Below are 21,041 nucleotides of genomic sequence, written 5' to 3'. Positions count from 1 at the left end.
GCTCGCCCCCAGACCGGTCCGCGACCCGGACCGGCCCGACCGAAGGAGCACCCCCCACGTGACCCCTCACATCAACGGACGCCTCAACAAGGCCCAGCCGTACGCCGTCGGCCTGTTCCGGATCGTCGTCGGCCTGCTCTTCGCCTGCCACGGAGCGGCCTCGCTCTTCGGCGTCCTCGGCGGCGCGGCCGGCACCGACGGCGGCACCCTGGACGCGGGCACCTGGCCCGGCTGGTACGCGGCCGTGATCCAACTCGTCGGCGGCACGTTCGTCCTGCTCGGCCTCGGCACCCGGGTGGCCGCGCTGATCACCTCGGGCTCGATGGCGTACGCGTACTTCGACGTCCACCAGCAGGCGGCCCTGTGGCCGATCCAGAACGGCGGCGAGGCCTCGGCGATGTTCTGCTGGGCGTTCCTGCTGCTGGTGTTCACCGGGTCCGGCGCGCTGGGCGTGGACCGGCTGTTCGCGAAGCGGTCCGCTACGGCAGCCGGCGAGCGGACGTCGGCGGACCAGACGCCGGTAGCCGCCTGACCCACTGAGCGACTGGCCGGCGCCCCCTCCCAGGGACACCGGCCAGTCGCGTCAGGGAGCCCAGCCGAACGGCACCGTGAAGCAGGCGGCGCGGGTGTGGCTGCCGGGCATGTCATGGATGACGACGGAGGACGCCTCGCCCTGCCGGAAGCCCCAGTCGTGCTGGGCGCTGGCCTCGGCGGCACCGTGCTCGTCGGCCGTGAAGTCGAGCCAGACCTCGTTGTCGGCGTTGGTGGCGGCCGGGTCCGTCGACGGCTTGTGCTGGAAGTGCCCGCCCGCGGCGGCCGGGTCGGCACCGCAGGGCTTCTGATGCACGTGGACGCCGTACGCGTGCCCAGGCACCATCCCGTCCACCTTCAGCCGCACGGTCGTAGCACCACTGACTGCGATGTGCTGACTGACCTGGATCCAAGCAGCGGCGGGAACCAGCTTGTTGTCATACGTCACCGCCGCCGACGGCACGAGGGCGCCGACGGGAGCGAACCGCGCGTCAGTCCGCATCCAGTACCCGTCAGGGGCGCCGGAGCCGGAGCCGACGCCACTGCTACCTCCGCCGCTCGCCAGAAGGGCCGCGACGACGGCGCCCGCACATATGCCTGCCACCATGATGTGTACCGTTCCTAACGTTCTGATGCCTTTGGGTGCGTTTGGATCCCCTTTAAGTTGCTACGGGATGCGGGCCCGCCCCGCCCCTCGGGACAGGGCAGCCGGGTGAACGCGCTGTGCGGATCACACGCGCCCCCCGTGAATCTCCTGTACCCACCCAGGCGTACGCTGTATGGCTGTCACTGGCCGTCTTTGCCGCGGCCCACGGGGGAGTTCACGGGGAGACGCGTTGTTCGAGAGTGTGGGGTCGCTGACCGGCAGCCCATGGATCTACGCCATGGTCGCCCTGTCCGTACTCCTTGATGTGTTCCTGCCGGTTCTGCCGAGCGGCGTCCTGGTCATCGCGGCCGCGACGGCGGCGGCAGCGGGCACCGGTGCGGCGGCGGACGCGGTTCCCGTCCCGCACGAGGTCCCCAGCATCCTGGCGCTGATCGCGTGCGCGGCCACCGCGTCCGTCCTGGGCGACCTGGTCGCCTACCGGCTCGCCTGGCGCGGCGGCGCCCGCCTGGACCGCGCGATCTCCCGCTCCCGCCGCCTCACCACCGCGCAGGAACGTCTCGGCCTCGCCCTCGCCCGAGGCGGCGGCGCCCTGGTCATCCTGGCCCGCTTCGCCCCCGCCGGCCGCTCGGTCGTCTCCCTGGGCGCAGGCGCCGCCCACCGCCGAGCCCGAGACTTCCTCCCCTGGTCAGCCCTGGCGGGCCTGTCCTGGGCGGCGTACAGCGTGGCTCTGGGGTACTACGGGGCACAGTGGCTGGGCGCCACCTGGCTGGCGACGGGGGTTTCCTTGCTGGCGCTGTTCGGGGCGGGCGCGGGGGCGGCGTTCGTGATGCGGAGGCAGCCGGGGGTGGCGGCGGAGGTTGGCGCGCCTTAGGGGCGGGGCGGGTTCGTTTTGAATCAGGGGCGCGCGTCCGTCCTTCAGGGGCGCGGGGAACTGCGCGACCAGCCCCCACCGACCCGCGGATTCACTACGGACCTGAGGCGCGCGTCCGTTTCGAATCGGGGGCGCGCATCCGTCTTTCAGGGGCGCGGGGAACTGCGCGACCAGCCCCCACCGGCCCGCGGATTCACTACGCCCCAGAGGCGCACGTTCGTTTCCAGGGACACGGCTTCGCTACGGATCAGGGGCACGCATCCGCTTTTCAGGGGCGCGGGGAACTGCGCGACCAGCCCCCACCGACCCGCGGATTCACTACGCTCCCCGCGACGCGCCCGCCCCCCTCACCTCAAGCCCCGCCAACAACTCAGCCGTAGCCTCCGCAATCACATCAACCGCACGGTCGAAGACCTCACGATTGTGCGCGGCAGGCGCCCGGAACCCGGAGACCTTCCGCACGTACTGCAACGCGGCAGCGCGAATCTCCTCCTCCGTGGCCTCGTCAGGCAGAACAGGCGGTCGAAGCGTCTTGATACTGCGGCACATACCCCCAGTCTCCCGCGCCGCAAGCGATACCGCCGCCCCTCTCCCGAACACACCTGCGATGATCCCTCCGAGGCGGCCACCGTCACCACGCACGGGGCCGACCGACGAGAGGACGCAAACATGGCGAACAACGAACTCACCGTGGCGGTACTGGGCCCCGGCGGCGTAGGCGGCCTGCTCGCGGCGCTGCTGTCCCGCGCCGGCCACCGAGTGATCTGCCTGGCCGGAGCAGAAACGGCCAACACCCTCCGTACGAACGGAATCCGGGTCCACAGCACCCGCTTCGGCGACTTCACCGCCCCGGTGGAGGCGGACACGGAACTACGCGAACCGGTGGACGCCTGCCTGATCACGGTCAAGGCGACAACCCTGGACGCGGCCCTCACCCGAGTCCCGGCGAAGACCCTGGACGACGGCCTCCTCGTCCCGTTCCTGAACGGCGTAGAACACCCGACACACCTGCGCGCCCGCTACACGCCCGCCCGGGTGGCCCCCGCGATCATCCGGGTCGAGTCAACTCGCACCGCTCCAGGGGTGATTGACCACGGCAGCCCGTTCGCGGAGATCGACCTGACAGGCGACCCCGTCCCCCGCGACCGCCTGGACACCCTGGCGGAGGCACTGCGCGAAGCCGGCCCCGCAACCCAGGTCCTGCCCGACGAAACGGCCGCGCTCTGGGCCAAGATGACCTTCCTGGCCCCCCTCGCCCTCCTCACCACCCGCTACGCCCTCCCCCTGGGCGACGTACGCACGCGCCACCGCGAGGAGCTGACGGCCCTGCTGGAGGAGACGGCGGCGGTGAGCCGCTCGTACGGCGGTCCCTCGGACGCGGCGGGCGCACTGGCCCGCTACGACACCTTCCCTCCGCAGACCAAGTCGTCGATGCAGCGCAACGCGGAGGCGGGCCGCCCGCTCGAACTGGACGCGATCGGCGGGGCGTTGCTGCGGGCGGCGGAACGACAGGGCATCGCGGTACCGGTAACGGCCAGGCTGGTAAGGGAGTTGGGTTCACCGAGCCCCAACTGACAAGCAGCTCACCCTCCAACGGCCGACGGGGTCACCCGTGAAGGTCGACCCGCCAGTCGTTGGAGGTGATCCAGTGCCCCTTGGGGTACTCGAACTCCACCTCACCGACCAGGGTGAACCCAGCCTTCCGGCACACCGAGTTCGACGCGGGATGGCCGACGCTCGGGAAGGCATGCATATACCGGTTCCACCCGGCGGCCCGCGCCTCCGCGACCACGGCACGGGCCGCCCGGGCGGCAAGCCCACGCCCCTGGAACTCGGGCAGGACACCCCACCCGGTCTCCCACACCGACTCCCCCCGCCACTCCCGCTCCCAGAACCCGATCGAGCCGACGGTCTCCCCGCTCCCCGCCAACTCGACCCGGTACATGCGCCCCCGCTCCAGCCCGAGATACCGCCGATGCCGGGCATCGAGCTGCGCCGCACTCTCGGGACCCCCCAAGTGGGCGGTCATCTCAAGGCTGTTGTTCCGCTCCAGCAACCAGAAGTCACCCTCACCCCAGGGCTGAAGCCGTACGAGTTCCACGTCCATGCCGAGCACACTAGGCGGCCCCACTGACACCCGGCTCCGTCAACTCCGGCCCACCGGGCGCCGCAGCCACTCGGCGTACCAGATACGGAAATCCGGGCTCACCGGCACGAAGCCGCCCCAGTCCGGGTCGAGCCGCCAGACCTCGCCCCTTCGCGGGCCGTTCAGGATCAGCCTGACGTAGATGCCGCAGCCTTCGTCGGCCAGCATGAGCGTGCCCGGGGTCAGCTCGCCGGCCGACGGACCGATGCGGCCGGGAAGGGGTTCGGCGAGGGGGAACGGCCCGGCGAGCCGGCCCGGCAGCCGGTCCTCTTCCCACTCGTCGTCCACGGCCCACTCCCACTCCTCGCCGGCCCCGAGGCGGCGGGGTGCGGCCAACGGCGTCAACCCGTGGCCGGGACCCGCAGGTCCGTCACCCACCTCCGTGACGAAAGACCGGTACTCCGCCGGCAGGTCGATGCCGTGGACCGCCTCGAATGCTCTGACCTCCGCCTCCGGCAGCGCAGGTGACAGCTGATACCGGTGCGTGTCCGCCCCGAAGCGCGACCGGTCCGGATCCCGCGCCGCCAGCTCCCGTATCCGAGCGCGCACGCCGCCCTCGTCCCACCGCTCCATCCGGCGACCGTAGCAACACCGTCCCCAACCCGATCGTGTGAAGTCCCCCAAGGAACTCGCGACCCAAATTCGAACAGGCGTAGCATTAGCGCGTGGCTACGACCTATGACTTCCCGAGTGACCTCCTCGCCGGTCAGGAGGAGCTGCATCAGGTCCGGAACGAGCTGTCGGCCCTGCTGAAGCGGCTGCCCTGGTCGGTCGAGCCCCTGGACGGGTTCAGCGACGTGGGCGGCTGGCGCAAGGTGGAGCGCCCCGCGTCCCCCGGCTGGACGCCCGACGAACAGGCCGAGGTGGAGAAGCTCCGGCAGCGCGAGCACGAACTCGCGGTCTTCGTCAGCGGCCACCGCTTCTGGACGGAGGTCGCGGCGACGGAGCGCGTGGAGGGCCGGATGCGGCTGAAGCACGCCCACGAGACGCCTCCGGCGGACGACAAGGACGACTGAGGGGACCGGGGCGACACGAGTCGACGTAAGCCTTGGCGAGTTGACGTAAACCTTTGGATCGCCGGTGCAACCGCGGGGCGGCGATCACAGATGCGGGCGGTCCTGCCTCAACTACGGCTTCCGCAGGGCCCGTTGGGCCACCAACAGGACCGTCACGGCCCCCACGGCACCGACGCCGGCGGCCCGGAACCCGCGCGTGGACCGCCACGACAGCACCGACCACCGCGACTGCGCCGACAGCACGGACCCCGTGCTCAGCCACGACCCGGCCGAGACCAGCGACAGGGCCGAGCCGATCGAACCGACCGACAGCGCGCTCCCGATCGACCCCACGGACAGGCTCGACCCGACGGACCCGATGGACAGCACCGACCCCACCGAGCCGATCGACAGCACCGAGTCCTTGGACCAGAGGGACAACACGGAGCCGGTCGCGGCAGCGCCGGATCCGGTGCGAGGTCTGCTCATGTACCCATCCTGCCCAGCATCCCCGGAAACCGCGACACGGCCGACCCAAAATGACCGACACGGCCTCAACTCCCCGACGGCAAGAAGAAGTTAGAGCTGGTCCCGCCACCACGGCACGCCCGGACCGTCGACCTGAATGGCCTTGGCCCGCGTCAGGATCTTGTCGTCGAGGGCGGAGACAAGAGCGCGCAGTTCCCGTGCGCTCTTCGCGGGCAGGGCGTGCAGCACGGCTTCGAGATGGTCGCGGAAGTACGCCACGTCACAACAGCCGGGAACGCCACACCGGTTGGCGGTCACCGGGTCCGCGATCAGCCTGAGCGGCCCGTGGGCAAGGGCCTTCCAGTGCCAGAACGCCTCGGCGGTCTCGTCGGGCAGGAAACGGGAGCGTTCGAGCCGCCGAAGATCAGCCATGCAGGAGTCCGACAGGCGATCGATGCACGGGTACCGGCGCCAACTGGCGTGCCGGACAGGGACTTCGCCCCGCAGGGCGGACGGGCGCCTACGCGGCATCGCCCTTTCGGTTGTCGGTCATGAGGGCACGGTACAGAGCCGCGTACCAGGCAGCCACCGGGTATCCGTCGGCCTTGCGCCCTAGCAGTCGTACCGATGCGCGTAAGGCAGTTCCGGGCAGCGGCGGCACACGAAGATGTATATGCCTCCGAGGTCGCCCATCGTCATGTCGAGGTCCTCCTCCGCGGTGACGCTGAGCAGGTGTTCCATGCGGTGACCGCGCGCGCAGAGTGGCCAGTCGGGGGGCTGGTTCCAGGCCGGGTAGCCGCCAACCTTGTTCTGCAGCGCACACGCGAACAGGGTGTACTCCATGCCGAAGCGCGCTTCGAGTTCCTCGATGCGGGGCCGCAGGGCCTGCTGAAGGCCTTGTGGCAGGTCCCAGTTGGGGTACTCGATCACCGCGGTGGGGGACACGGTGCAGGGGGTGGGGACGAACTCCTCGTCATACTCGCCCTGTTGCGGGGCGGGAACGTCCCGGAGGACGCCGGTGGCGAGGACGGCCGCCTCGTTGCGCCAGTGGAGCCTCGGCAGCGTGGCGTACGCCTGGTCGTCAGGGTGGATCAGCGGGCACCAGAGCAGCTGGAGCACGTCCGCCCCTTCCGGGAACGGGAGTTCAGGGACATCGCGGGCGAAGAGCTGGACGACCGGCACCATGGGGACCGTTCCGGCCGGGTTCCTGTCGTGGGGCGGGACGTGGTGTCCCCGTTGTGCGCAGGAGGGCCAGGGCTCGTCCGCCGGCCAGAGCAGCGGGCCGCCCAGGGAACTCTCCCCGACACCGGGACACCCGCTCGTCGGCGACAGCACCGTCGTTCGCCGGGCGTGGACCGCGAGTTCGGGTATCAGGTCGTCCAGGTCGTACGGCGGGCCGGTGACGCTCTGTTCCACGGGTGGGGTCTCCTTGTCCGCGCCCGGTGGCGCGCTCGTAGGATGCCGTATGTGACCGGAAGCGTCGTGCTGTGGGACTTCGACGGGACCTTGGCGTTCCGGGGCGGTAGGTGGCGTGGGTGTCTGGTGGAGGCGCTGGACGAGGTCGCGCCCGGGCACGGTGTGGTCGGGGCCGATGTGGCGCCCGGGTTGCGTGACGGTTTTCCCTGGCATCGGGCGGAGATCGGGCATCCCGAACTGAACAGCCCCGACGCGTGGTGGGACGCTCTGCAGCCGCTCTTCGTTAAGGCGTATGTCGGGGCGGGTGTCGAGGACCGGTTGGCTGTCCTCGCCGCGAGCAGGGTGCGGGATCACTACATCGACGCGAGCCGTTGGACCGTCTTCCCCGACAGCCTCGCCGCGCTCGAAGAACTCGCCGGCGCCGGGTGGCTCCACGTCATCGTCAGCAATCATGTGCCGGAACTGGATGATCTGCTTCGGGATCTCGGGCTCGGCCGGCACTTCGCGGCCGTGGTCAACTCCTCGCTCGTCGGGTGGGAGAAGCCGCACCGCCGGATCTTCGAGGCCGCGTTGGAACGGGCCGGGTCTCCCGAGCGGGTCTGGATGGTCGGTGACAACCCGGTGGCCGATGTCGGCGGCGCCCAGGCCCTCGGAATCCCGGCGATCCTCGTCAGCCCGGCGGAGAGCGGGCTGCGACCCGCTGTGCGGCGCGTCCTCGACGGGGATGTGGACTCCATGCGGACTCCGGCCACGGAAAGAGGCCTCCCGGGGAACTCCCCGGAAGGCCTCTGACCTGCTGCTTATCCTGGTGGGCGCGGACGGTTTCGAACCGCCGACATTCGCCTTGTAAGGGCGACGCTCTACCCCTGAGCTACGCGCCCAGGACGAGTCGACAGCCTACATTGCCGGGGGGCCTGTCCTGCAAACCCGTATCGCGATGGAAGAAGGTCCGGGGGGAGGTCAGGGCACTCCCGGGGGTTTTCCCCACCCCGGGTCCGGGAGCGTGCCGGATGCCCCCGCCGAGCGCCGCTCTCTACGGTCGAAGGGCGCCGTAGGAGTCACCGGGACTCCGCGACCGTCCCAGGGGGAATTCACCGTGACCCGCACCGGCACCCAGAGCCGCAGCCACACCCGCACCACCCGCGCCCTCACCGCCACCGGCACCCTCGCCCTGCTCCTCCTCACCGCCACCGCCTGCGGTACCGCCTCCGCCGGGGACGACAAGCACCCCGATCACCGCACCTTCGCCCTGGCCGGCCGTACCCTCACCATCGACTCCGACGACTCCGCGCTGGAGGTCGTCGCCGCGGACTCGAACCCGGCCGGGAAGATCGAGGTCACCCGGTGGTGGGAAGGGAGCGTGGCGATCGGGTCGGATCCCAAGGTGACCTGGGCGATGGACGGCGACCGGCTGGTGCTGCGGACGAAGTGTTCCGGGGTGATCGCCGACTGTTCGGTCAAGCACCGGATCGAGGTGCCGCGCGGGGTCGCCGTGAAGGTGGAGGACGGGGACGGGAGTGTGCGGGCCCACGGGTTCGCGGACGCGCTGAGCGTTCGTACGCACGACGGGTCCGTCCACGTGACCGACTCCACCGGGCCGCTGGTGCTGCACAGCGGGGACGGGTCCGTGCACGCCGAGGTGTCGTCCCGGCAGGTGCGCACGACCACCGGTGACGGGTCCGTGCACCTCGAACTCGGCGCCGTACCCGACCTGGTGGAGGCCGACAGCGGCGACGGGTCCGTGACGATCGCGCTGCCCAAGGCCGGCGGCGCGAAGTACCGCGTGACCACCAAGACCGGGGACGGATCGGTGGATGTGTCGGTGCCCCGGGACTCGTCGAGTTCTCATGTGGTGACCGCCCACACCGGCGACGGGAAAGTCACGGTGCGGAACGCGAACTGACCGGCCCGTGTGTTCGTCCTCTACCGGTGGGAGAATGACAACGGTCAGGATGGAAGACACGGGAGAGGGATGTGACGGCGACACCAGCGCAGCCGTATTCGCCGCTCACACGGCCCCGGCGCGGTTCCGCCGCCGCCCGTGCCGCGCTCGACACCCTTACGGTCATGAGCCTGCCGCTGCTGGTCGGTGTGCTCGCGCTCCCCGCCACGTTCGCCGGCGGCGGCACCCGGCGCTGGTTCGGCGGGCGGGCCGAGAGCCAGCGGGCCGAGGCGCAGGCGGCGAAGGACGCCGCGGCGGCCGCGTTCTACGAGCTGGACACCGCCCAGCGGGATCTGCGGATCTCGATAGACACCATCACCGCGGTCGACGACTCGCCGGCCGCCCGCCGCGCGGTCACCGACTTCGAGGCGCTCGGCCGCCGCATCGACGAGGCCAGCGGCCGGTACATCAACGCCGTCGACGCGCACGACCTCGACCGCGACGACCTGGAGGCGGCGGCAGCGAACCGCGCCCGCACCGAACTGACCGCCGCCAAGGACCAGTTGGGGCAGGTCAAGCAGGAACTGGACCGGTTCGAGAACGGGCTCGGGCCGCTGCTCGGCAAGGCCGAGACCCAGCTCGCCCGGCTCGCGCCCGCCGTCGAGCGCGCCCGGCAGGCACTGCTCGCCGCCTCCAACGCCCTGGACGCCGTCCGCGCGTCGGGGCTGCGCGCCGACGCCCTCGCCGCCCGGCTTGCCGCGCTCGGACCGGAGCTGACGAAGCTGAACCAGGGCGCAGGACAGCACGGCGTACCGCAGACGCTGGAGCGGGCCACGCAGGTCGCCCGGGAGGCGGAGGCCATCCGCGCCGAGGCCGACGGCCTGCCCGAGCGGGCCGCCGAGATCGACCACCGGCTCGTCTCCCTCCGCACCCGCGCCCAGGCCCTCACCACCCGCGCCGGTCAGGTCGACCCGGTGCTCAGCGAACTGCGGCGCCGCTTCTCCGCCGCCTGCTGGCAGGACCTCCAGCACGTCCCCGACCAGGCCGGCGAGAACGTACGACAGGCCGAGCTGAAGCTGAAGGAGGCACAGGCCGCCCGGGACGCACAGCGCTGGCCGGACGCCACGTCCCTGCTGTCGACCGTCCGGGCCCTCCTGAACACCACCGACGAGGCCGTCTCCGCCGCCGGTGACCGCCTGCGCCGCCTGAACGCCGTACAGAAGGACCCCCAGCAGGAGATCGACCGCACCCGCTTCGCCATCCGCGACGCCCAACGCCTCGCGATGTCCGGCCGCACCACCCCCGACCCCCGCCACGCCCGCCCCCTCGACGACGCCGTAGCCCGCCTCGACCGCGCGATCACCACCCTGGACGGCCGCCACCCCGACTACTGGCACTTCCTGACAGAAACGGAGGCGGTACGCCAGTCCGCAACCCGAGTGGTCACCCAGATCCGCGAGGAACGCGGAACCCCGAGCCACTGACAACAGGCCCAGGGTCACCCCCCAAGGGGCGCGGGGAACTGCGCGACCAGCCCCCACCGGCCCGCACATTCAAAACTACCGAGCCAGCGCAGCTTCAAGCACATCCCGCAACAACGTCGGCGGCCGCCCGATCAACTCCCCCAACACCGGACTCACCTCCGCGAACTCCCCCGCCCTGCTTGCCCGGAAGAGCCCCACGAGCATGTCGGCCTGCTCCTCCGGCACCCCATGGGAGACCAGCCCCGCCCGGTACTCCCCATCCGTCACCGTCACCCGCTTGATCGTCCGCCCCGTGATCGACGAGGCAAGCGCGGCCACCTCCGCAAGGTCAAGCGCCTCCGCCCCGGTCAGCGGCGGAGTCACCCCGTCGAACCGCCCCTCCTCCACCAGCGCCATCGCCGCCACCTCCGCCAGATCCGCATGCGCCGTCCACGACACCGGCCCGTCCTCCGGCGCGGACAACTCACCCGTCTTCAGTGCCGCACCGAGCAACATCACGGTCGTAGCCGCGTAGAAGCCGTTGCGCAACGACGTGAAGGGGACACCCGAGTTCCTCAACTCGCCCTCCGTCTCGGCATGGTCGGGCATCGGGGCGAACGGCGAGGCCGGGTTCGCGCCCATGTGGCTGGTGTACAGGATGCGGCGGGCACCGGAGTCACGGGCCGCCGCTATCGCCGTACGGTGCTGCCGTAGAGCCGTGTCACCCGTGCTCGCGGCGGACACCAACAAGATCTGCTCGGCCCCCGCGAAGGCGTCCGCCAGACTCGCGGGGTCGTCGAAGTCGCCCCGGCGGACGCGGACGCCCCGCTCCCCCAGCGCCTCGGCCCGCTCCGGGTCGCGGACGCTCACGGCGATCCGCTCGGCGGGGACCCGGACGAGCAGCCGCTCCACGACGTCCCTGCCCAGTTGCCCATTGGCTCCGGTCACAACAATCACGACGACCTCCGCAACACCACAACGCTTCCATCGCTAACCCAATCGACAGTAGCATCGCTACCGAACGAACGCTAACGAGATTCTGTTAGCGTTTGACCCATGTCTGCCGACGACGACCACCGCAGCCCCCGCGACCGCATCCTCGCCGCCACCGCCCGGCTCCTCACCGAGGGCGGTCGCGAGGCCGTGTCGACGCGGGCCGTCGGTACCGCGGCCGGGGTTCAAGCCCCCACCATCTACCGGCTGTTCGGGGACAAGCAGGGGCTGCTGGACGCGGTCGCCACGGAGGGCTTCGCGGCCTACCTCGCCGACAAGACCGACCTCGCGCCCACCGCCGACCCGGTCGCCGACCTGCGCGCCGGCTGGGACCTGCACATCGACTTCGGGCTCGCGAACCCGGCGCTGTATCTGCTCATGTACGCCGAGCCCCGGCCCGGCGCGACCCCGCCGAAGGCCGCCGTCGCGGGCGCCGAGATCCTCGCCGGGCACATCCACCGCATCGCCGAGGCGGGCCGGCTCCGGGTCAGCGAGGAGCGGGCCGCGCAGCTCGTGCACGCGGCCGGCAGCGGTACGGCGATCAGCCTCATCGGCCTGCCCGAGGACCGCCGCGACCTCGAACTGTCCACGCTGGCAAGGGAGTCGGTGATCGCCGCGATCACCACCGAGGCCCCGGTGAGCGACGACCCAGGACCGGTCCCCGCCGCCGTGGCCCTGCGTGCCGTACTCCAGCGGACCGACGTCCTCACCGACGGCGAGCTGAGCCTCCTGCGCGAGTGGCTCGACCGGATCGCCCGCAGCACGACGTGAACACAGAACGGCCCCCCGTCGCATACCGAAGCGACAGGGGGCCGGTGAAGCTGTACCGGACTACGGACCTCAGGTGCGGTAGGCGTAGTAGTACGCGTTCGGGTACGACGCGATGAGGCTCGCCACCGACCTGCGCAGGGTGTTGTTCGAGTGGTACGTGACGTACGGGACGCCGTTGCTCTTGGCCGTCACGATCATCGTGTGGTCCTTGGCGCCGTCGCGGTCGAAGTCCATCTGGAGGACATCGCCGACCTCCAGCTGGTAGACGTTCGCCAGCGGGGTGGTGCGCTTGGAGTTCTGCGCGAACCAGGACCACTCGTTGACGCCGACGAAGGAGTCCGACTGGATGTCCGCGGTGCCGAACCACTTCGTGTAGTCGTAGACATAGCCCGGGACGTGCTTCCAGCCGCCGGCCTTCAGGGACTGGCTGACGAAGTTGGTGCAGTCGCCGCCGTCCGCGTGGCCGTTGAAGTCCGGGTAGGCCGTGTTGTAGACGTTCCAGTACTTCTCGGCGTAGGCCGCCATCGCCTTGTAGTCGTACGTCGTGCTCGTCTTCGGGACCGCCACCGGGTTGCGGGTGGTGGCCGCGCGCGGCGCATCCGGCGTGGTGTTGCCGTCGTCGGCCGGGGCGGGCGACGCCTTGACCGCGGGCTTGGCCACCGTGTTGACCGCGAGGCCGCCGGTGTCCGTGTCCTGGATGTTCGAGAGCTGCCAGGTGCCCTGCTGGTCGGCCTTGAAGGTCAGCTCGTGGTGGGCCTGGAAGCCGGTGGTCTTCGGCTCGTTCCCCGTGGCCTTCGCGTACGTCAGCGTGGTCGTCTCGGTGACGTCGGCCTTCGCCGTCCGGCCGGTCACCCGGGTCGCGTCCAGCGTGACCTTGGTGGTGCCCGTGCTGTACGTCTCGCCGAGCTTCGCGATGCTGCTCTGGCGGCCGCGCAGCTGGTTCAGCGCCGACTTCTCGTCGCGCGACTGGGTGCTGGAGAGGCGGACGTCGCCGGAGAAGCGCGAGGTGCTCTGCTTCGTCGTGGCCCCGTGGACGAGCGCCTGGGTGCGGTCGGTGAAGACCGCGTCGGCCAGCTTCTGGAAGGTCGCCTTGGTCGCGGCGTTCACGGTCGGGTCGTCGACGACGGCAGCGCCCGCGCTCCAGTTGGGCACGAGGGCGACGCCGGCGACGACCGAGGCGGCGGCCGCCGAGATTATGGCCGTACGGCTCCGCTTACGGCTCAGTTTTCTGGATTTCAATGGTGTTCCCCTCTACGCCGGTACGCCTACCGGGCGAGGGCATCTTCGCACGCCATGTGTGGCTCCTGTGAAGGGGGTTGCACTTGGTCAGTTCACCAGTCCCGAGAGGTCACTTGACCACCGTGGACCAGTCCGGCGACTGAGCGGGGTCCAGGCTGCGCAACTGCTGCAAAGTCTGGGGCGACTGAACGTCCATCCAGTCCGAAAGCTCCTTGAAGGACACGCACTTGACGCCCTTCTTGGTGCAGATCTTCGGGATGATCGTGTCGATCGCCTTCATGTAGATGCTGCCGTTCCAGTTCTCGAAGTGGTTCCCGATGAACAGGGGCGCCCGGCTGCCGTAGTAGACGCGGTTGAAGCCGGCCATGTACGAGTCGACGGTCTTCTGTTCCCACTCGGCGAACTTCGCGGGGTCGCCCTGGGTGGCGCCGCCCGACTGGTTGTAGAGGAAGTTGAAGTCCATCGACAGGGCCTGGATGTTGTCCCCGTAGGGGAGCAGTTCGAGCGGGAAGTCCCAGAGGCCGTCCTTCTTGGTGGGCCATATCTGGAAGTCGCCCGGGGAGCTCGCGTCGTAGCGCCAGCCGTAACCCTTCAGCGCCTTCAGGAGGTTGGGCTGGCCCTCCAGGCACGGAGCGCGGCCGCCGACGACCTCCTTCTTGAAGTCGAAGGGCAGGGCCGGGATGTCGGTGTAGCCGGTGTTGGTCTTCCAGTTCTCGACGAAGGAGAAGAACTGGTCGATCTCGCTCTTCCACTGCGCGACGCTCCACTCACCGCCGCCCTTGGCTTCGCAGAAGTGGCCGTTGAAGTGGGTGCCGATGTCGTTGCCCTGCTCGTAGGCCAGGCGGAGTTGCTCCAGCGTGTCCCGGATGTGCTGGTCGGTCGGGAAGTCGATCGCGGCCGAACCCACCGGGTGCATCGGCGGGTGGTACAGGTCCCTCTTGCTCTTGGGCAGCAGATAGATGCCCGTGAGGAAGAAGGTCATGTGGGCGTTGTACTCCTTCGCCATCTCCCGGTAGTGCGAGAAGAGTTTGTCGTCCCCCTGCAGCGCGCCGTCCCAGGAGAAGACCACGAACTGGGGTGGTTTCTCACCGGGCTTGAGCGGCACGGCCTTCAACTGGTCCTTCTGCGGCCCCGTGTACGAGGTCGAGCCGTCCCCCAGCACCTGCGTCTTGCCGTCCCACGCGGGTTCCTTGGTCGACTTGGGCTCGGCGTTCTTGCCGGCCGACGCGGTGGGCGCCGTGTTGTCCCGGTTCAGCGCCAGGTACCCGGTCACCAGCGAGGCGACGACGAGGAACACGGCCAGGGTGAGGAACCCCGGCTTGGGGGTACGCCGAGGACGCGGTTCAGGGGCTCTGCGGCGGCGGCCGGACGGTGCCTTCGTCCGAGGCTTCATGGGCGGCTCATTCTGCGAGGAGGTGGCGGTTGCGCTGCGGTGGTCAGCCGAGCGAGGTCATGGCTCTCGACCAGATGCCGTAGGGGACGTCGGTTGCTGGGGTGCCGGAAACTCCCTTCAGCGGCATGGGTTCCAGGCTCTTGGTCAGATCGATGCGGTAGACGACGACGGCGGTCGACACGGAGTCGGCCGTCCCGACGTACCAGGCCGCGGTGTCGTCCTGCGTGGTGCCGGTCTTGCCCGCCACCTCGGTTCCGGCGGTCTTGGCGGCGGTGGGATGCGCGAGGCCGAAGGAGTCCGTGAGCGCGTCCGTCACCTCGCTCGCGGTGGTCTTGCTCATCGCCCGCACCGGCTCCGGCCGCTCCAGGGCGACCGCGGCGCCGTTACGGGTGATACGGCGGACCGAGTACGGCTCCGTGTGGACGCCCCCGGCGTCGAACGTGCCGTACGCGCTCGCCATGCGCAAGGCACTGGGCGTGGCATTGCCCAGCGACAGCGCGGGTACCTGTGCGCCGAAGCTGGAGGAGAGCAGCCCGGCGTCCTCGGCGGTCTTCCGTACGGTCGTCAGGCCGGTGTCCATGCCGAGCTGCATGAACGGCGTGTTCACGGACTGGGCGAGGGCCTGGCGCAGACTGATCTGCCCGTAGGACTTCTTGCCGTCGTTGTGCGCGGCGACCTTCTTGCCGCTGCGGTCCCAGTACGGCCCCTCCGGTGTGGTGACCGGCACGCCGTCGTCCCCGTCGTAGAGCGTGTCCGGGGTGACCGAAGTCGGCGGTCTGCCACGGGTCTTGGTGACCCCGTGCTCCAGGGCGGCCGCGTAGACGAACGGCTCGAAGGCCGAACCCGCGGGCACAGTGGTCGAGTTGGAGTCGTTGTAGCCCTGCGTACGGTGGTCGGGGCCGCCGTAGACGGCGAGGATCCGGCCGTCCGAGGCCACCGAGGAGGCGCCGTAGTGGGCGGTCTTCGCCGTGCCGGGGTTCTTGTCCAGCGCGTCCTTGCGGGCCTTGGTGACGGCGTCCGTCAGCTCGGTCTCGCGGTTGCGGTCGAACGTCGTGTAGATCTGGTAGCCGCCGAGGTCGAAGTCCTTGTCCGAGATGTGCGCGGTCTTCTTCACGTACTGCGTGGCGAGTTCGACCAGGTAGTCGCTCTGCTTGCCGGTGTCGTAGGTCTTCGACTGCTTGAGCGGCTCGGGGAACGTCTTGTACGTGGCGCGCTCGGCCGGCGACAGCTTGCCGATCTTCACCATGCGGTCGAGGATCCACGACCAACGGGCCACCGCCCGGGCGTGGTTGGCCTTGCTGAGCGTCGGGTCGTAGAGGCCCGCGCCCTTCAACAGCGAGGCCAGGAAGGCGCCTTGGCTGGCGTTGAGCTGGCTGACGTCCTTGCCGTAGTACGCCTGCGACGCGCGCTGCAGACCGTAGGTGCCGCGGCCGAACCAGCTGGTGTTGAGATACCCCTCGAGGATCTTGTCCTTGCTCATCTTGTTGTCGAGCTTGAGGGAGATCATCGCCTCGGTGAACTTGCGGCTCACCGTCTGGTTCTGGGTCAGATAGACGTTCTTCACGTACTGCTGGGTGATCGTCGAGCCGCCCTCGGTGTCCCCCTGGCCGACCGTGCGGTAGAGGGCGCGGGCGATGCCCTTCACGGAGATGCCGGGGTCGCTGTAGAAGCTCTGGTTCTCGGCGGCGAGCACCGCCCAGCGGACGTCGGTCGGGATGTCCTTCAACGGCATCGCCTGCCGCTGCACCCAACCGGTCCGGGCCATGGGCGTCCCGTCGGACCAGAAGTACACGTTGTCCTGCTGGGTGGCGTACGTGTTGAGGTTCGAGGGGATGTCGGTGGTCGCGTAGGCGACGACGAGGAAGAGTCCGCTGAGTCCTACGGCGGCCAGGACACCCCCGACCGACTGCCGCCAGGAGGGTATCCAGCGGCGCCAGTCCGTACGGCCCGGGCGCGGGTAGATCGGGCGCAGCTTGCGGACGTACGGCGTGAGGAAGATCACGGCCGGGGCGAGGCGGGCGGCGACGGGGGCGAGGCGGGTGCGGAGGATCGCGGCGAGGCGGGAGAGACGGCTGCGGAGGGACGCGCGGTGGGCCTTGCGGCCCCGGCGGCGTACCGGCTTCGTCTCCCCCTCGGGTATCTCCGGCGCCTCCGGTATCTCCAGATCGGACAACCGCAGCTGCATGGTCTCGTCCGGCCTGAACCCGGCGGGGAGCTTCAACTGCATGGTCTCGTCCGGTGCCTGGCGCTCCTCCCCGTCCCCCTCGTGGGTCACGACGCGACTCCCCTCCGCACTCCGTATTGCTCGCACAGGCAGACGCATTGACGTACGAGGGTCTGAAATGGTTGCCGTGAACACGACTGCAAATCCCGGTTCCCCCCGGCCTCACAGATCACGCGGCGCCCTCAAATTACCAGTGGTCTTCGCAAGTTCTCCATATAAGAAAACGACAGAACAGGACACAGCCGAAACCTTCATGAAAAAACAAGGTGCCGTACTCATGTGAGGTGGGGGTTAGCCTGAGGCCATGCCTCGCTACGAGTACCGCTGCCGCACGTGCGGATCTACGTTCGAACTGAGTCGGCCCATGGCGGAGTCGTCCGCGCCGGCCGATTGCCCCGCGGGGCACGGCGACACGGTGAAGCTGCTGTCTGCCGTTGCCGTGGGCGGTGCGGCGTCCGCCCCCTCGCCTGGAGCGGGCGGAGGGGGCGGTTGTTGTGGTGGAGGGTGCTGCGGCTAGGCAAAGCCTGTGCGGTGCGTTGTTGACTGCGGGTGCGTGGGGGCTGGTCGCGCAGTTCCCCGCGCCCCTGGGGGTTGCCCCTAGGGGGTTGGTGGGTGGGCCGCTCTCAGGAACTCCTGGAGGATCCGTTCTCCTGCCAGGACTCCTCGCTCGGGTAGGGCTGTGACGTTGGGGGCCGTCCAGGACTCGTCTGCCAGTTCGCCGTGGCCGGGGCGCCAGGACTTGTCGGCGGCCAGGAGGAGGTCGGCGTCCAGTAGGGAGTCGCCGGCTGCCAGGGTCACGGTGGCGTTGGTGCGGTGGGCCACCTCTCGCATCGCCGCGCTCTTGGTGAGGGGCTTGGGGACCGCGTAGATCTTGCGGCCCTGCAACGACACCGTCCAGCCTCGGTTCTCCGCCCAGACCGCCAGTTCCTTCACCCACTCCTCGGGGAGCAGGTCGCGCTCTACGACGAGGTAGGCGAAGAGGTCCTCGGCGATGCGGTGCTTGCGGACCCAGGCCGGGTCGGCGGAGTCGGCCAGGTGCTGCCGGACCTCCTCCAGGGGCGCGCACTCGGCGGCCAGCTTCGCCTGTACCCCGGCGTGCCAGTCCTCGTCTGTGACGCCGTCGACGAGGAGGTGGCCGCCGTTGGCGCAGATCGCGAACTTTGGTTCCGGGCCGGGCAGGTTGATGCGCTGGTACTGCTTGCGGGTGCGGGTGGTGGTCGGGACGAAGACGGCCGCGTCACCGAGTTGGGTAAGCAGTTCGGCCGACGTCTCCGTCATGAAGGACAGCGGCTTGCTCTCGTGCACCTCGACGCAGAGGAGCCGGGGCGCCCGCGCGTCCGGCATCGTGAGGGCGAGGGCTGCGGCGGAGTAGATGAGCGTACGGTCGAGGTCGCTCGTGACGAGTACCGGCATCAGACCGCCACCGCCTTGCCGTCGGCGCCGGTCGCACCGCGCGTGTACTTGGGGTGGATCAATCCCACGCAGGTGTACGGCAGTTCGGCGACCTCCTCGACGGGTACGCCCCGCTGCTCGGCGAGCAGTCTGACGTGGTCGAGGTCGGCGCCCGCACCGGCTCGCGCGAGGATCTTCCAGGGCACCCGGCGCAGCAGCACCCGGGTGGTCTCGCCGACGCCTGGCTTGACGAGGTTCACGTCGTGGATGCCGTACTCCTCGCTGATCCGCTCAACTGCCGCCCAGCCCTCCCACGTTGGGGTGCGGTCGGCGGCGAGCAGTTCCTTGGCGAGGACGGTCACGGCGTCCGACACCTCCGGGAAGCGGGCGGCCACGGCGTCCAGGAAGTCCACGGAGACATCGGCTCCGGCGAGTTCGCGGTAGAACTTCGCGCCGTGGAAGTCGTGCGGGCCGACCAGGTCCGAGCGGAGGACCGTACGTGAAATCAGGCCCGACACGGTCGAGTTGAGGCACGCGGAGGGGATGAGGAAGTCCTCGCGGGTGCCGTACGTCTTGACGCAGGAACCGGGGTCGGCGAGCACCGCGATCTCCGGGTCGAAGCCGGTGATGCCGTCGGACTCCTCGAACTCCCTGACCGCGTCGGTGAGTTCGCGGGTGATGGCGCCCTTGCCGGTCCAGCCGTCGACGAACACGACGTCGGCGGGGTCGTGGTGGGCGGCGAGCCAGCGGAGCGCGTTGGCGTCGATGCCGCGGCCGCGCACGATCGACACGGCGTAGTGCGGGAGGTCGAGGCCGTGGCGGTACTGGGCCCAGCGGCGCATCAGGACGCCTACGGGGGTGCCGGCTCGGGCGAGCGAGACGAGGACGGGGTGCGGGGAGCGCTCGGCGAGGACGAGTTCGGTGACTGCCCCTACGGCCAGTGCGAGGCGGTCGGCGGCCTCGTCCAGGGCGGTGTGGAAGAGCTGCTGGTACTGCTCGCTCGGCTGGTACTCCACCGGGAGCGACTCCGCGTAGTGGGCTCCGCCGCTCTGGATGGCCTCCTCGCGCTCCTCGGTCGGCGCCTCCAGGGTCACGTCCGAGAGGTCCTGGAGCAGCCAGCCGACCTCTTCCGGCGCGTACGAGGAGAAGGCGGGGCCGCGGAGGGGGTCGGGGAGCATGGGGGGCCTTTCGGGGACGTACGAGGGCACTACCGCGAGGACGACGTGCGGGGTGTGTTCGGCGAGCCTCGCCAACAGGCCGTCCGGGGCGTGGAGTTCGGGGGTGTCGGCGGTGTCGTCGATCACGGCGACGACCGCGTCGAAACCGGCGCCGGCGATGTTGTAGGCGTAGCGGTCGCCCGGGCCGTCGGCGGGGGTGTCGTGGGCCGGGAAGGTGAGGCGGGTTCGTATCGCGTAGCCCGGGTCGTCCACCGCAAGGACGGGTGAGCGGGTGGTGGTGGAGTAGGTGACGCCGGCGTCCACGACCTGTTCCAGCTCGCGGGCGAGGCGGAGGGGGGCGTACATCAGCTCTTCGAACCCGAGGATGTGCACGCGGTGGGCGTCTTGTGGCAGTGCCTCGGCCAGGCGGGCCGCCATTGCGGGGAGGGCGCGTTCGAGCCGTATTCGGTGCTGGGGGGTGAAGCCGTGCCTTCCGCCGTCGGGGAGGTCTCTGGGCCAGCGGAGTTCGACTCGGGTGATTCGGTTGTGGGTCGGGTGCGGGCCGGTGGGGGCTGGTCGCGCAGTTCCCCGCGCCCCTGGGGGGTCAGCGTCCAGGTCGGCTTTTAGGGGCGCGGGGAACTGCGCGACCAGCCCAGACGGCGCAGCAGACGACGAACCACCTGCCCCGGCACCCCCCGACTCGTCTTCGTCTTTCAGGGGCGCGGGGAACTGCGCGACCAGCCCGGACGGCGCTGCAGACGACTGACTACCCGCTTCGTACCTCGCCACCAACTCCTGGCCCTTTTCCAGCACCCCCGCCGGCAGGCGAACCGTGCCGGACGCAGCCGCCACCAAGTCCACCCTCGCGCCGATCTCCGCCGCGAACTCGTCCAAACGACCCGCGTCCGCCGCCGAGCGCATGTCCACCAGGGCGACGACCACGTACCGGTCCCGCGGATAGCGCTCGTGCAGGTCGCGGATCGTGTTCAGGACCGTGTTGCCCGTGGAGAACTCGTCGTCCACCAGGACCAACGGGCCGTCGCCCGAAAGGAGTTCGGGGTTCTCGGGGAGGAGCAGGTGGGACGTCGCGTGGGAGTGGGACTCCTCGAAGCCGCCTGCCGTGGCGACGCCGGGGACCGGGCGGCGGGTCGAGTGGAGGTAGGGGGCGACCGCGATGCCGTCGGCGACCGCGTGGCCCAGGCCCGTCGCCGTCTCCGCGTAGCCGAGGACCACCGCACGGGCGGATTCCTCGGTGCCGAGGAGTTCGCGGACCCGGCGGCCCAGGGTGAAGCCGTAGCCGTAGACGATCGATGGGGACTGGGGGACGTGCTTGCCCAGTACGTTCGACACGAGGAGGTGGGCCCGCTTGGGGTTGCGGCGGAGGGCCAGGCCCAGGAGGTTGGTCAGCTCGGGGTCGCCGAGCAGTTCGACACCGAGCCGCTCCGCGACCCAACTGCCCGACCAGACCCCGTCGTTCACTGCCTTGTTCATAC

General features: G+C 70.1%; 22 protein-coding genes and 1 tRNA gene. 9 read left to right on the top strand and 14 right to left on the bottom strand.

Features of this window, described 5'->3' with window-relative positions; translation table 11 throughout:
• Window positions 1–70: 70 nt before the first annotated feature.
• Window positions 71–532 carry a DoxX family protein gene (locus OO69_RS45625; protein WP_033286931.1) on the top strand — a complete coding sequence of 154 codons (462 nt, stop codon included), beginning with the start codon at window positions 71–73 and terminating at the stop codon, window positions 530–532.
• A 51-nt stretch (window positions 533–583) separates the two neighbouring features.
• Here OO69_RS45625 and OO69_RS45620 read toward each other — a convergent pair whose 3' ends face one another.
• Complete coding sequence (locus OO69_RS45620; RefSeq protein ID WP_033286908.1) at window positions 584–1,138, bottom strand: superoxide dismutase family protein; 555 nt, start codon at window positions 1,136–1,138, stop codon at window positions 584–586.
• A gap of 229 nt (window positions 1,139–1,367) precedes the next feature.
• On the opposite strand from OO69_RS45620, the gene OO69_RS45615 reads away from it, so the two are divergent.
• The gene (locus tag OO69_RS45615) at window positions 1,368–2,009 is read left to right on the top strand and encodes a DedA family protein (protein ID WP_033286907.1); all 642 of its coding nucleotides are present in this window, start codon (window positions 1,368–1,370) and stop codon (window positions 2,007–2,009) included.
• A 318-nt stretch (window positions 2,010–2,327) separates the two neighbouring features.
• On the opposite strand, the gene OO69_RS45610 is transcribed toward OO69_RS45615, so the two are convergent.
• Window positions 2,328–2,558, bottom strand: coding sequence for a DUF2277 domain-containing protein (locus OO69_RS45610; protein ID WP_033286906.1), 231 nt, complete (start codon window positions 2,556–2,558; stop codon window positions 2,328–2,330).
• A 120-nt stretch (window positions 2,559–2,678) separates the two neighbouring features.
• Between OO69_RS45610 and OO69_RS45605 the strand changes: the two genes are divergently transcribed.
• On the top strand, window positions 2,679–3,584 hold the full coding sequence (locus OO69_RS45605; protein WP_033286905.1) for a ketopantoate reductase family protein: 906 nt from the start codon (window positions 2,679–2,681) through the stop codon (window positions 3,582–3,584).
• Window positions 3,585–3,615: 31 nt separating this feature from the next.
• Here the strand turns inward: OO69_RS45605 and OO69_RS45600 are convergent, their stop codons facing one another.
• Both OO69_RS45600 and OO69_RS45595 read right to left on the bottom strand, forming a co-directional pair.
• Window positions 3,616–4,116, bottom strand: a complete 501-nt coding sequence (locus OO69_RS45600; RefSeq protein ID WP_033286904.1) for a GNAT family N-acetyltransferase — start codon at window positions 4,114–4,116, stop codon at window positions 3,616–3,618.
• Window positions 4,117–4,155: 39 nt separating this feature from the next.
• The gene (locus OO69_RS45595) at window positions 4,156–4,728 is read right to left on the bottom strand and encodes an SMI1/KNR4 family protein (RefSeq protein WP_033286903.1); all 573 of its coding nucleotides are present in this window, start codon (window positions 4,726–4,728) and stop codon (window positions 4,156–4,158) included.
• Between the two features lie 92 nt (window positions 4,729–4,820).
• On the opposite strand from OO69_RS45595, the gene OO69_RS45590 reads away from it, so the two are divergent.
• On the top strand, window positions 4,821–5,171 hold the full coding sequence (locus tag OO69_RS45590; RefSeq protein WP_033286902.1) for a hypothetical protein: 351 nt from the start codon (window positions 4,821–4,823) through the stop codon (window positions 5,169–5,171).
• 111 nt (window positions 5,172–5,282) lie between these two features.
• Here the strand turns inward: OO69_RS45590 and OO69_RS45585 are convergent, their stop codons facing one another.
• The 3 genes from OO69_RS45585 to OO69_RS45575 form a co-directional block, all read right to left on the bottom strand.
• Window positions 5,283–5,639, bottom strand: a complete 357-nt coding sequence (locus OO69_RS45585) for a hypothetical protein (protein WP_033286901.1) — start codon at window positions 5,637–5,639, stop codon at window positions 5,283–5,285.
• Window positions 5,640–5,729: 90 nt separating this feature from the next.
• Complete coding sequence (locus tag OO69_RS45580; RefSeq protein WP_033286900.1) at window positions 5,730–6,050, bottom strand: hypothetical protein; 321 nt, start codon at window positions 6,048–6,050, stop codon at window positions 5,730–5,732.
• A 180-nt stretch (window positions 6,051–6,230) separates the two neighbouring features.
• Window positions 6,231–7,034 (bottom strand): DUF1963 domain-containing protein, encoded by an 804-nt coding sequence (locus OO69_RS45575; RefSeq protein ID WP_234444702.1) that lies wholly within the window; start codon window positions 7,032–7,034, stop codon window positions 6,231–6,233.
• Window positions 7,035–7,085: 51 nt separating this feature from the next.
• Here OO69_RS45575 and OO69_RS45570 point away from each other — a divergent pair, with 51 nt between their 5' ends.
• Window positions 7,086–7,826, top strand: coding sequence for an HAD family hydrolase (locus OO69_RS45570; protein ID WP_051801760.1), 741 nt, complete (start codon window positions 7,086–7,088; stop codon window positions 7,824–7,826).
• 14 nt (window positions 7,827–7,840) lie between these two features.
• Here the strand turns inward: OO69_RS45570 and OO69_RS45565 are convergent.
• A tRNA-Val gene (locus OO69_RS45565) sits at window positions 7,841–7,915 on the bottom strand.
• Window positions 7,916–8,205: 290 nt separating this feature from the next.
• Between OO69_RS45565 and OO69_RS45560 the strand changes: the two genes are divergently transcribed.
• Both OO69_RS45560 and OO69_RS45555 read left to right on the top strand, forming a co-directional pair.
• Window positions 8,206–8,937: a DUF4097 family beta strand repeat-containing protein gene (locus OO69_RS45560; protein WP_420707968.1), complete on the top strand. Its 732-nt coding sequence runs from the start codon at window positions 8,206–8,208 to the stop codon at window positions 8,935–8,937.
• 71 nt (window positions 8,938–9,008) lie between these two features.
• Window positions 9,009–10,400 (top strand): hypothetical protein, encoded by a 1,392-nt coding sequence (locus OO69_RS45555; protein ID WP_033286898.1) that lies wholly within the window; start codon window positions 9,009–9,011, stop codon window positions 10,398–10,400.
• 75 nt (window positions 10,401–10,475) lie between these two features.
• On the opposite strand, the gene OO69_RS45550 is transcribed toward OO69_RS45555, so the two are convergent.
• Window positions 10,476–11,336: an SDR family oxidoreductase gene (locus OO69_RS45550; RefSeq protein ID WP_033286897.1), complete on the bottom strand. Its 861-nt coding sequence runs from the start codon at window positions 11,334–11,336 to the stop codon at window positions 10,476–10,478.
• 99 nt (window positions 11,337–11,435) lie between these two features.
• Between OO69_RS45550 and OO69_RS45545 the strand changes: the two genes are divergently transcribed.
• A complete protein-coding gene (locus OO69_RS45545; protein ID WP_033286896.1) occupies window positions 11,436–12,143 on the top strand; it encodes a TetR/AcrR family transcriptional regulator in 708 nt (235 codons plus the stop codon).
• Window positions 12,144–12,212: 69 nt separating this feature from the next.
• Here OO69_RS45545 and OO69_RS45540 read toward each other — a convergent pair whose 3' ends face one another.
• The 3 genes from OO69_RS45540 to OO69_RS45530 form a co-directional block, all read right to left on the bottom strand.
• The gene (locus OO69_RS45540) at window positions 12,213–13,382 is read right to left on the bottom strand and encodes an amidase domain-containing protein (protein ID WP_199811163.1); all 1,170 of its coding nucleotides are present in this window, start codon (window positions 13,380–13,382) and stop codon (window positions 12,213–12,215) included.
• A gap of 109 nt (window positions 13,383–13,491) precedes the next feature.
• Window positions 13,492–14,775, bottom strand: a complete 1,284-nt coding sequence (locus OO69_RS45535) for a lipoprotein (protein WP_033286895.1) — start codon at window positions 14,773–14,775, stop codon at window positions 13,492–13,494.
• Window positions 14,776–14,818: 43 nt separating this feature from the next.
• Window positions 14,819–17,002 carry a transglycosylase domain-containing protein gene (locus OO69_RS45530; protein ID WP_078652875.1) on the bottom strand — a complete coding sequence of 728 codons (2,184 nt, stop codon included), beginning with the start codon at window positions 17,000–17,002 and terminating at the stop codon, window positions 14,819–14,821.
• A gap of 301 nt (window positions 17,003–17,303) precedes the next feature.
• Here OO69_RS45530 and OO69_RS51005 point away from each other — a divergent pair, with 301 nt between their 5' ends.
• Window positions 17,304–17,516 (top strand): FmdB family zinc ribbon protein, encoded by a 213-nt coding sequence (locus OO69_RS51005; protein WP_033286894.1) that lies wholly within the window; start codon window positions 17,304–17,306, stop codon window positions 17,514–17,516.
• Between the two features lie 80 nt (window positions 17,517–17,596).
• On the opposite strand, the gene OO69_RS45520 is transcribed toward OO69_RS51005, so the two are convergent.
• Window positions 17,597–18,412 carry a hypothetical protein gene (locus OO69_RS45520; protein ID WP_033286893.1) on the bottom strand — a complete coding sequence of 272 codons (816 nt, stop codon included), beginning with the start codon at window positions 18,410–18,412 and terminating at the stop codon, window positions 17,597–17,599.
• Window positions 18,412–21,039, bottom strand: a complete 2,628-nt coding sequence (locus OO69_RS45515; RefSeq protein WP_033286892.1) for a phosphoribosyltransferase — start codon at window positions 21,037–21,039, stop codon at window positions 18,412–18,414. The genes OO69_RS45520 and OO69_RS45515 overlap by 1 nt, the downstream gene beginning before the upstream one ends.
• Window positions 21,040–21,041: the final 2 nt, after the last annotated feature.

Origin of the sequence: Streptomyces sp. NRRL F-525, assembly GCF_000716605.1 — a bacterium.
Lineage (GTDB): Bacteria > Actinomycetota > Actinomycetes > Streptomycetales > Streptomycetaceae > Streptomyces.
Note: the sequence above shows the minus strand (reverse complement) of the source record. Positions and strands in the feature narration are given on the sequence as shown.

Coding starts and splice junctions, on each gene's coding strand:
- OO69_RS45600 (WP_033286904.1), bottom strand. CDS start 4,116: ATGGACGTGGAACTCGTACGGCTTCAGCCCTGGGGTGAGGGTGACTTC.
- OO69_RS51005 (WP_033286894.1), top strand. CDS start 17,304: ATGCCTCGCTACGAGTACCGCTGCCGCACGTGCGGATCTACGTTCGAA.
- OO69_RS45585 (WP_033286901.1), bottom strand. CDS start 5,639: ATGAGCAGACCTCGCACCGGATCCGGCGCTGCCGCGACCGGCTCCGTG.
- OO69_RS45620 (WP_033286908.1), bottom strand. CDS start 1,138: ATGGTGGCAGGCATATGTGCGGGCGCCGTCGTCGCGGCCCTTCTGGCG.
- OO69_RS45545 (WP_033286896.1), top strand. CDS start 11,436: ATGTCTGCCGACGACGACCACCGCAGCCCCCGCGACCGCATCCTCGCC.
- OO69_RS45515 (WP_033286892.1), bottom strand. CDS start 21,039: ATGAACAAGGCAGTGAACGACGGGGTCTGGTCGGGCAGTTGGGTCGCG.
- OO69_RS45595 (WP_033286903.1), bottom strand. CDS start 4,728: ATGGAGCGGTGGGACGAGGGCGGCGTGCGCGCTCGGATACGGGAGCTG.
- OO69_RS45610 (WP_033286906.1), bottom strand. CDS start 2,558: ATGTGCCGCAGTATCAAGACGCTTCGACCGCCTGTTCTGCCTGACGAG.
- OO69_RS45535 (WP_033286895.1), bottom strand. CDS start 14,775: ATGAAGCCTCGGACGAAGGCACCGTCCGGCCGCCGCCGCAGAGCCCCT.
- OO69_RS45605 (WP_033286905.1), top strand. CDS start 2,679: ATGGCGAACAACGAACTCACCGTGGCGGTACTGGGCCCCGGCGGCGTA.
- OO69_RS45580 (WP_033286900.1), bottom strand. CDS start 6,050: ATGGCTGATCTTCGGCGGCTCGAACGCTCCCGTTTCCTGCCCGACGAG.
- OO69_RS45520 (WP_033286893.1), bottom strand. CDS start 18,412: ATGCCGGTACTCGTCACGAGCGACCTCGACCGTACGCTCATCTACTCC.
- OO69_RS45530 (WP_078652875.1), bottom strand. CDS start 17,002: ATGCAGTTGAAGCTCCCCGCCGGGTTCAGGCCGGACGAGACCATGCAG.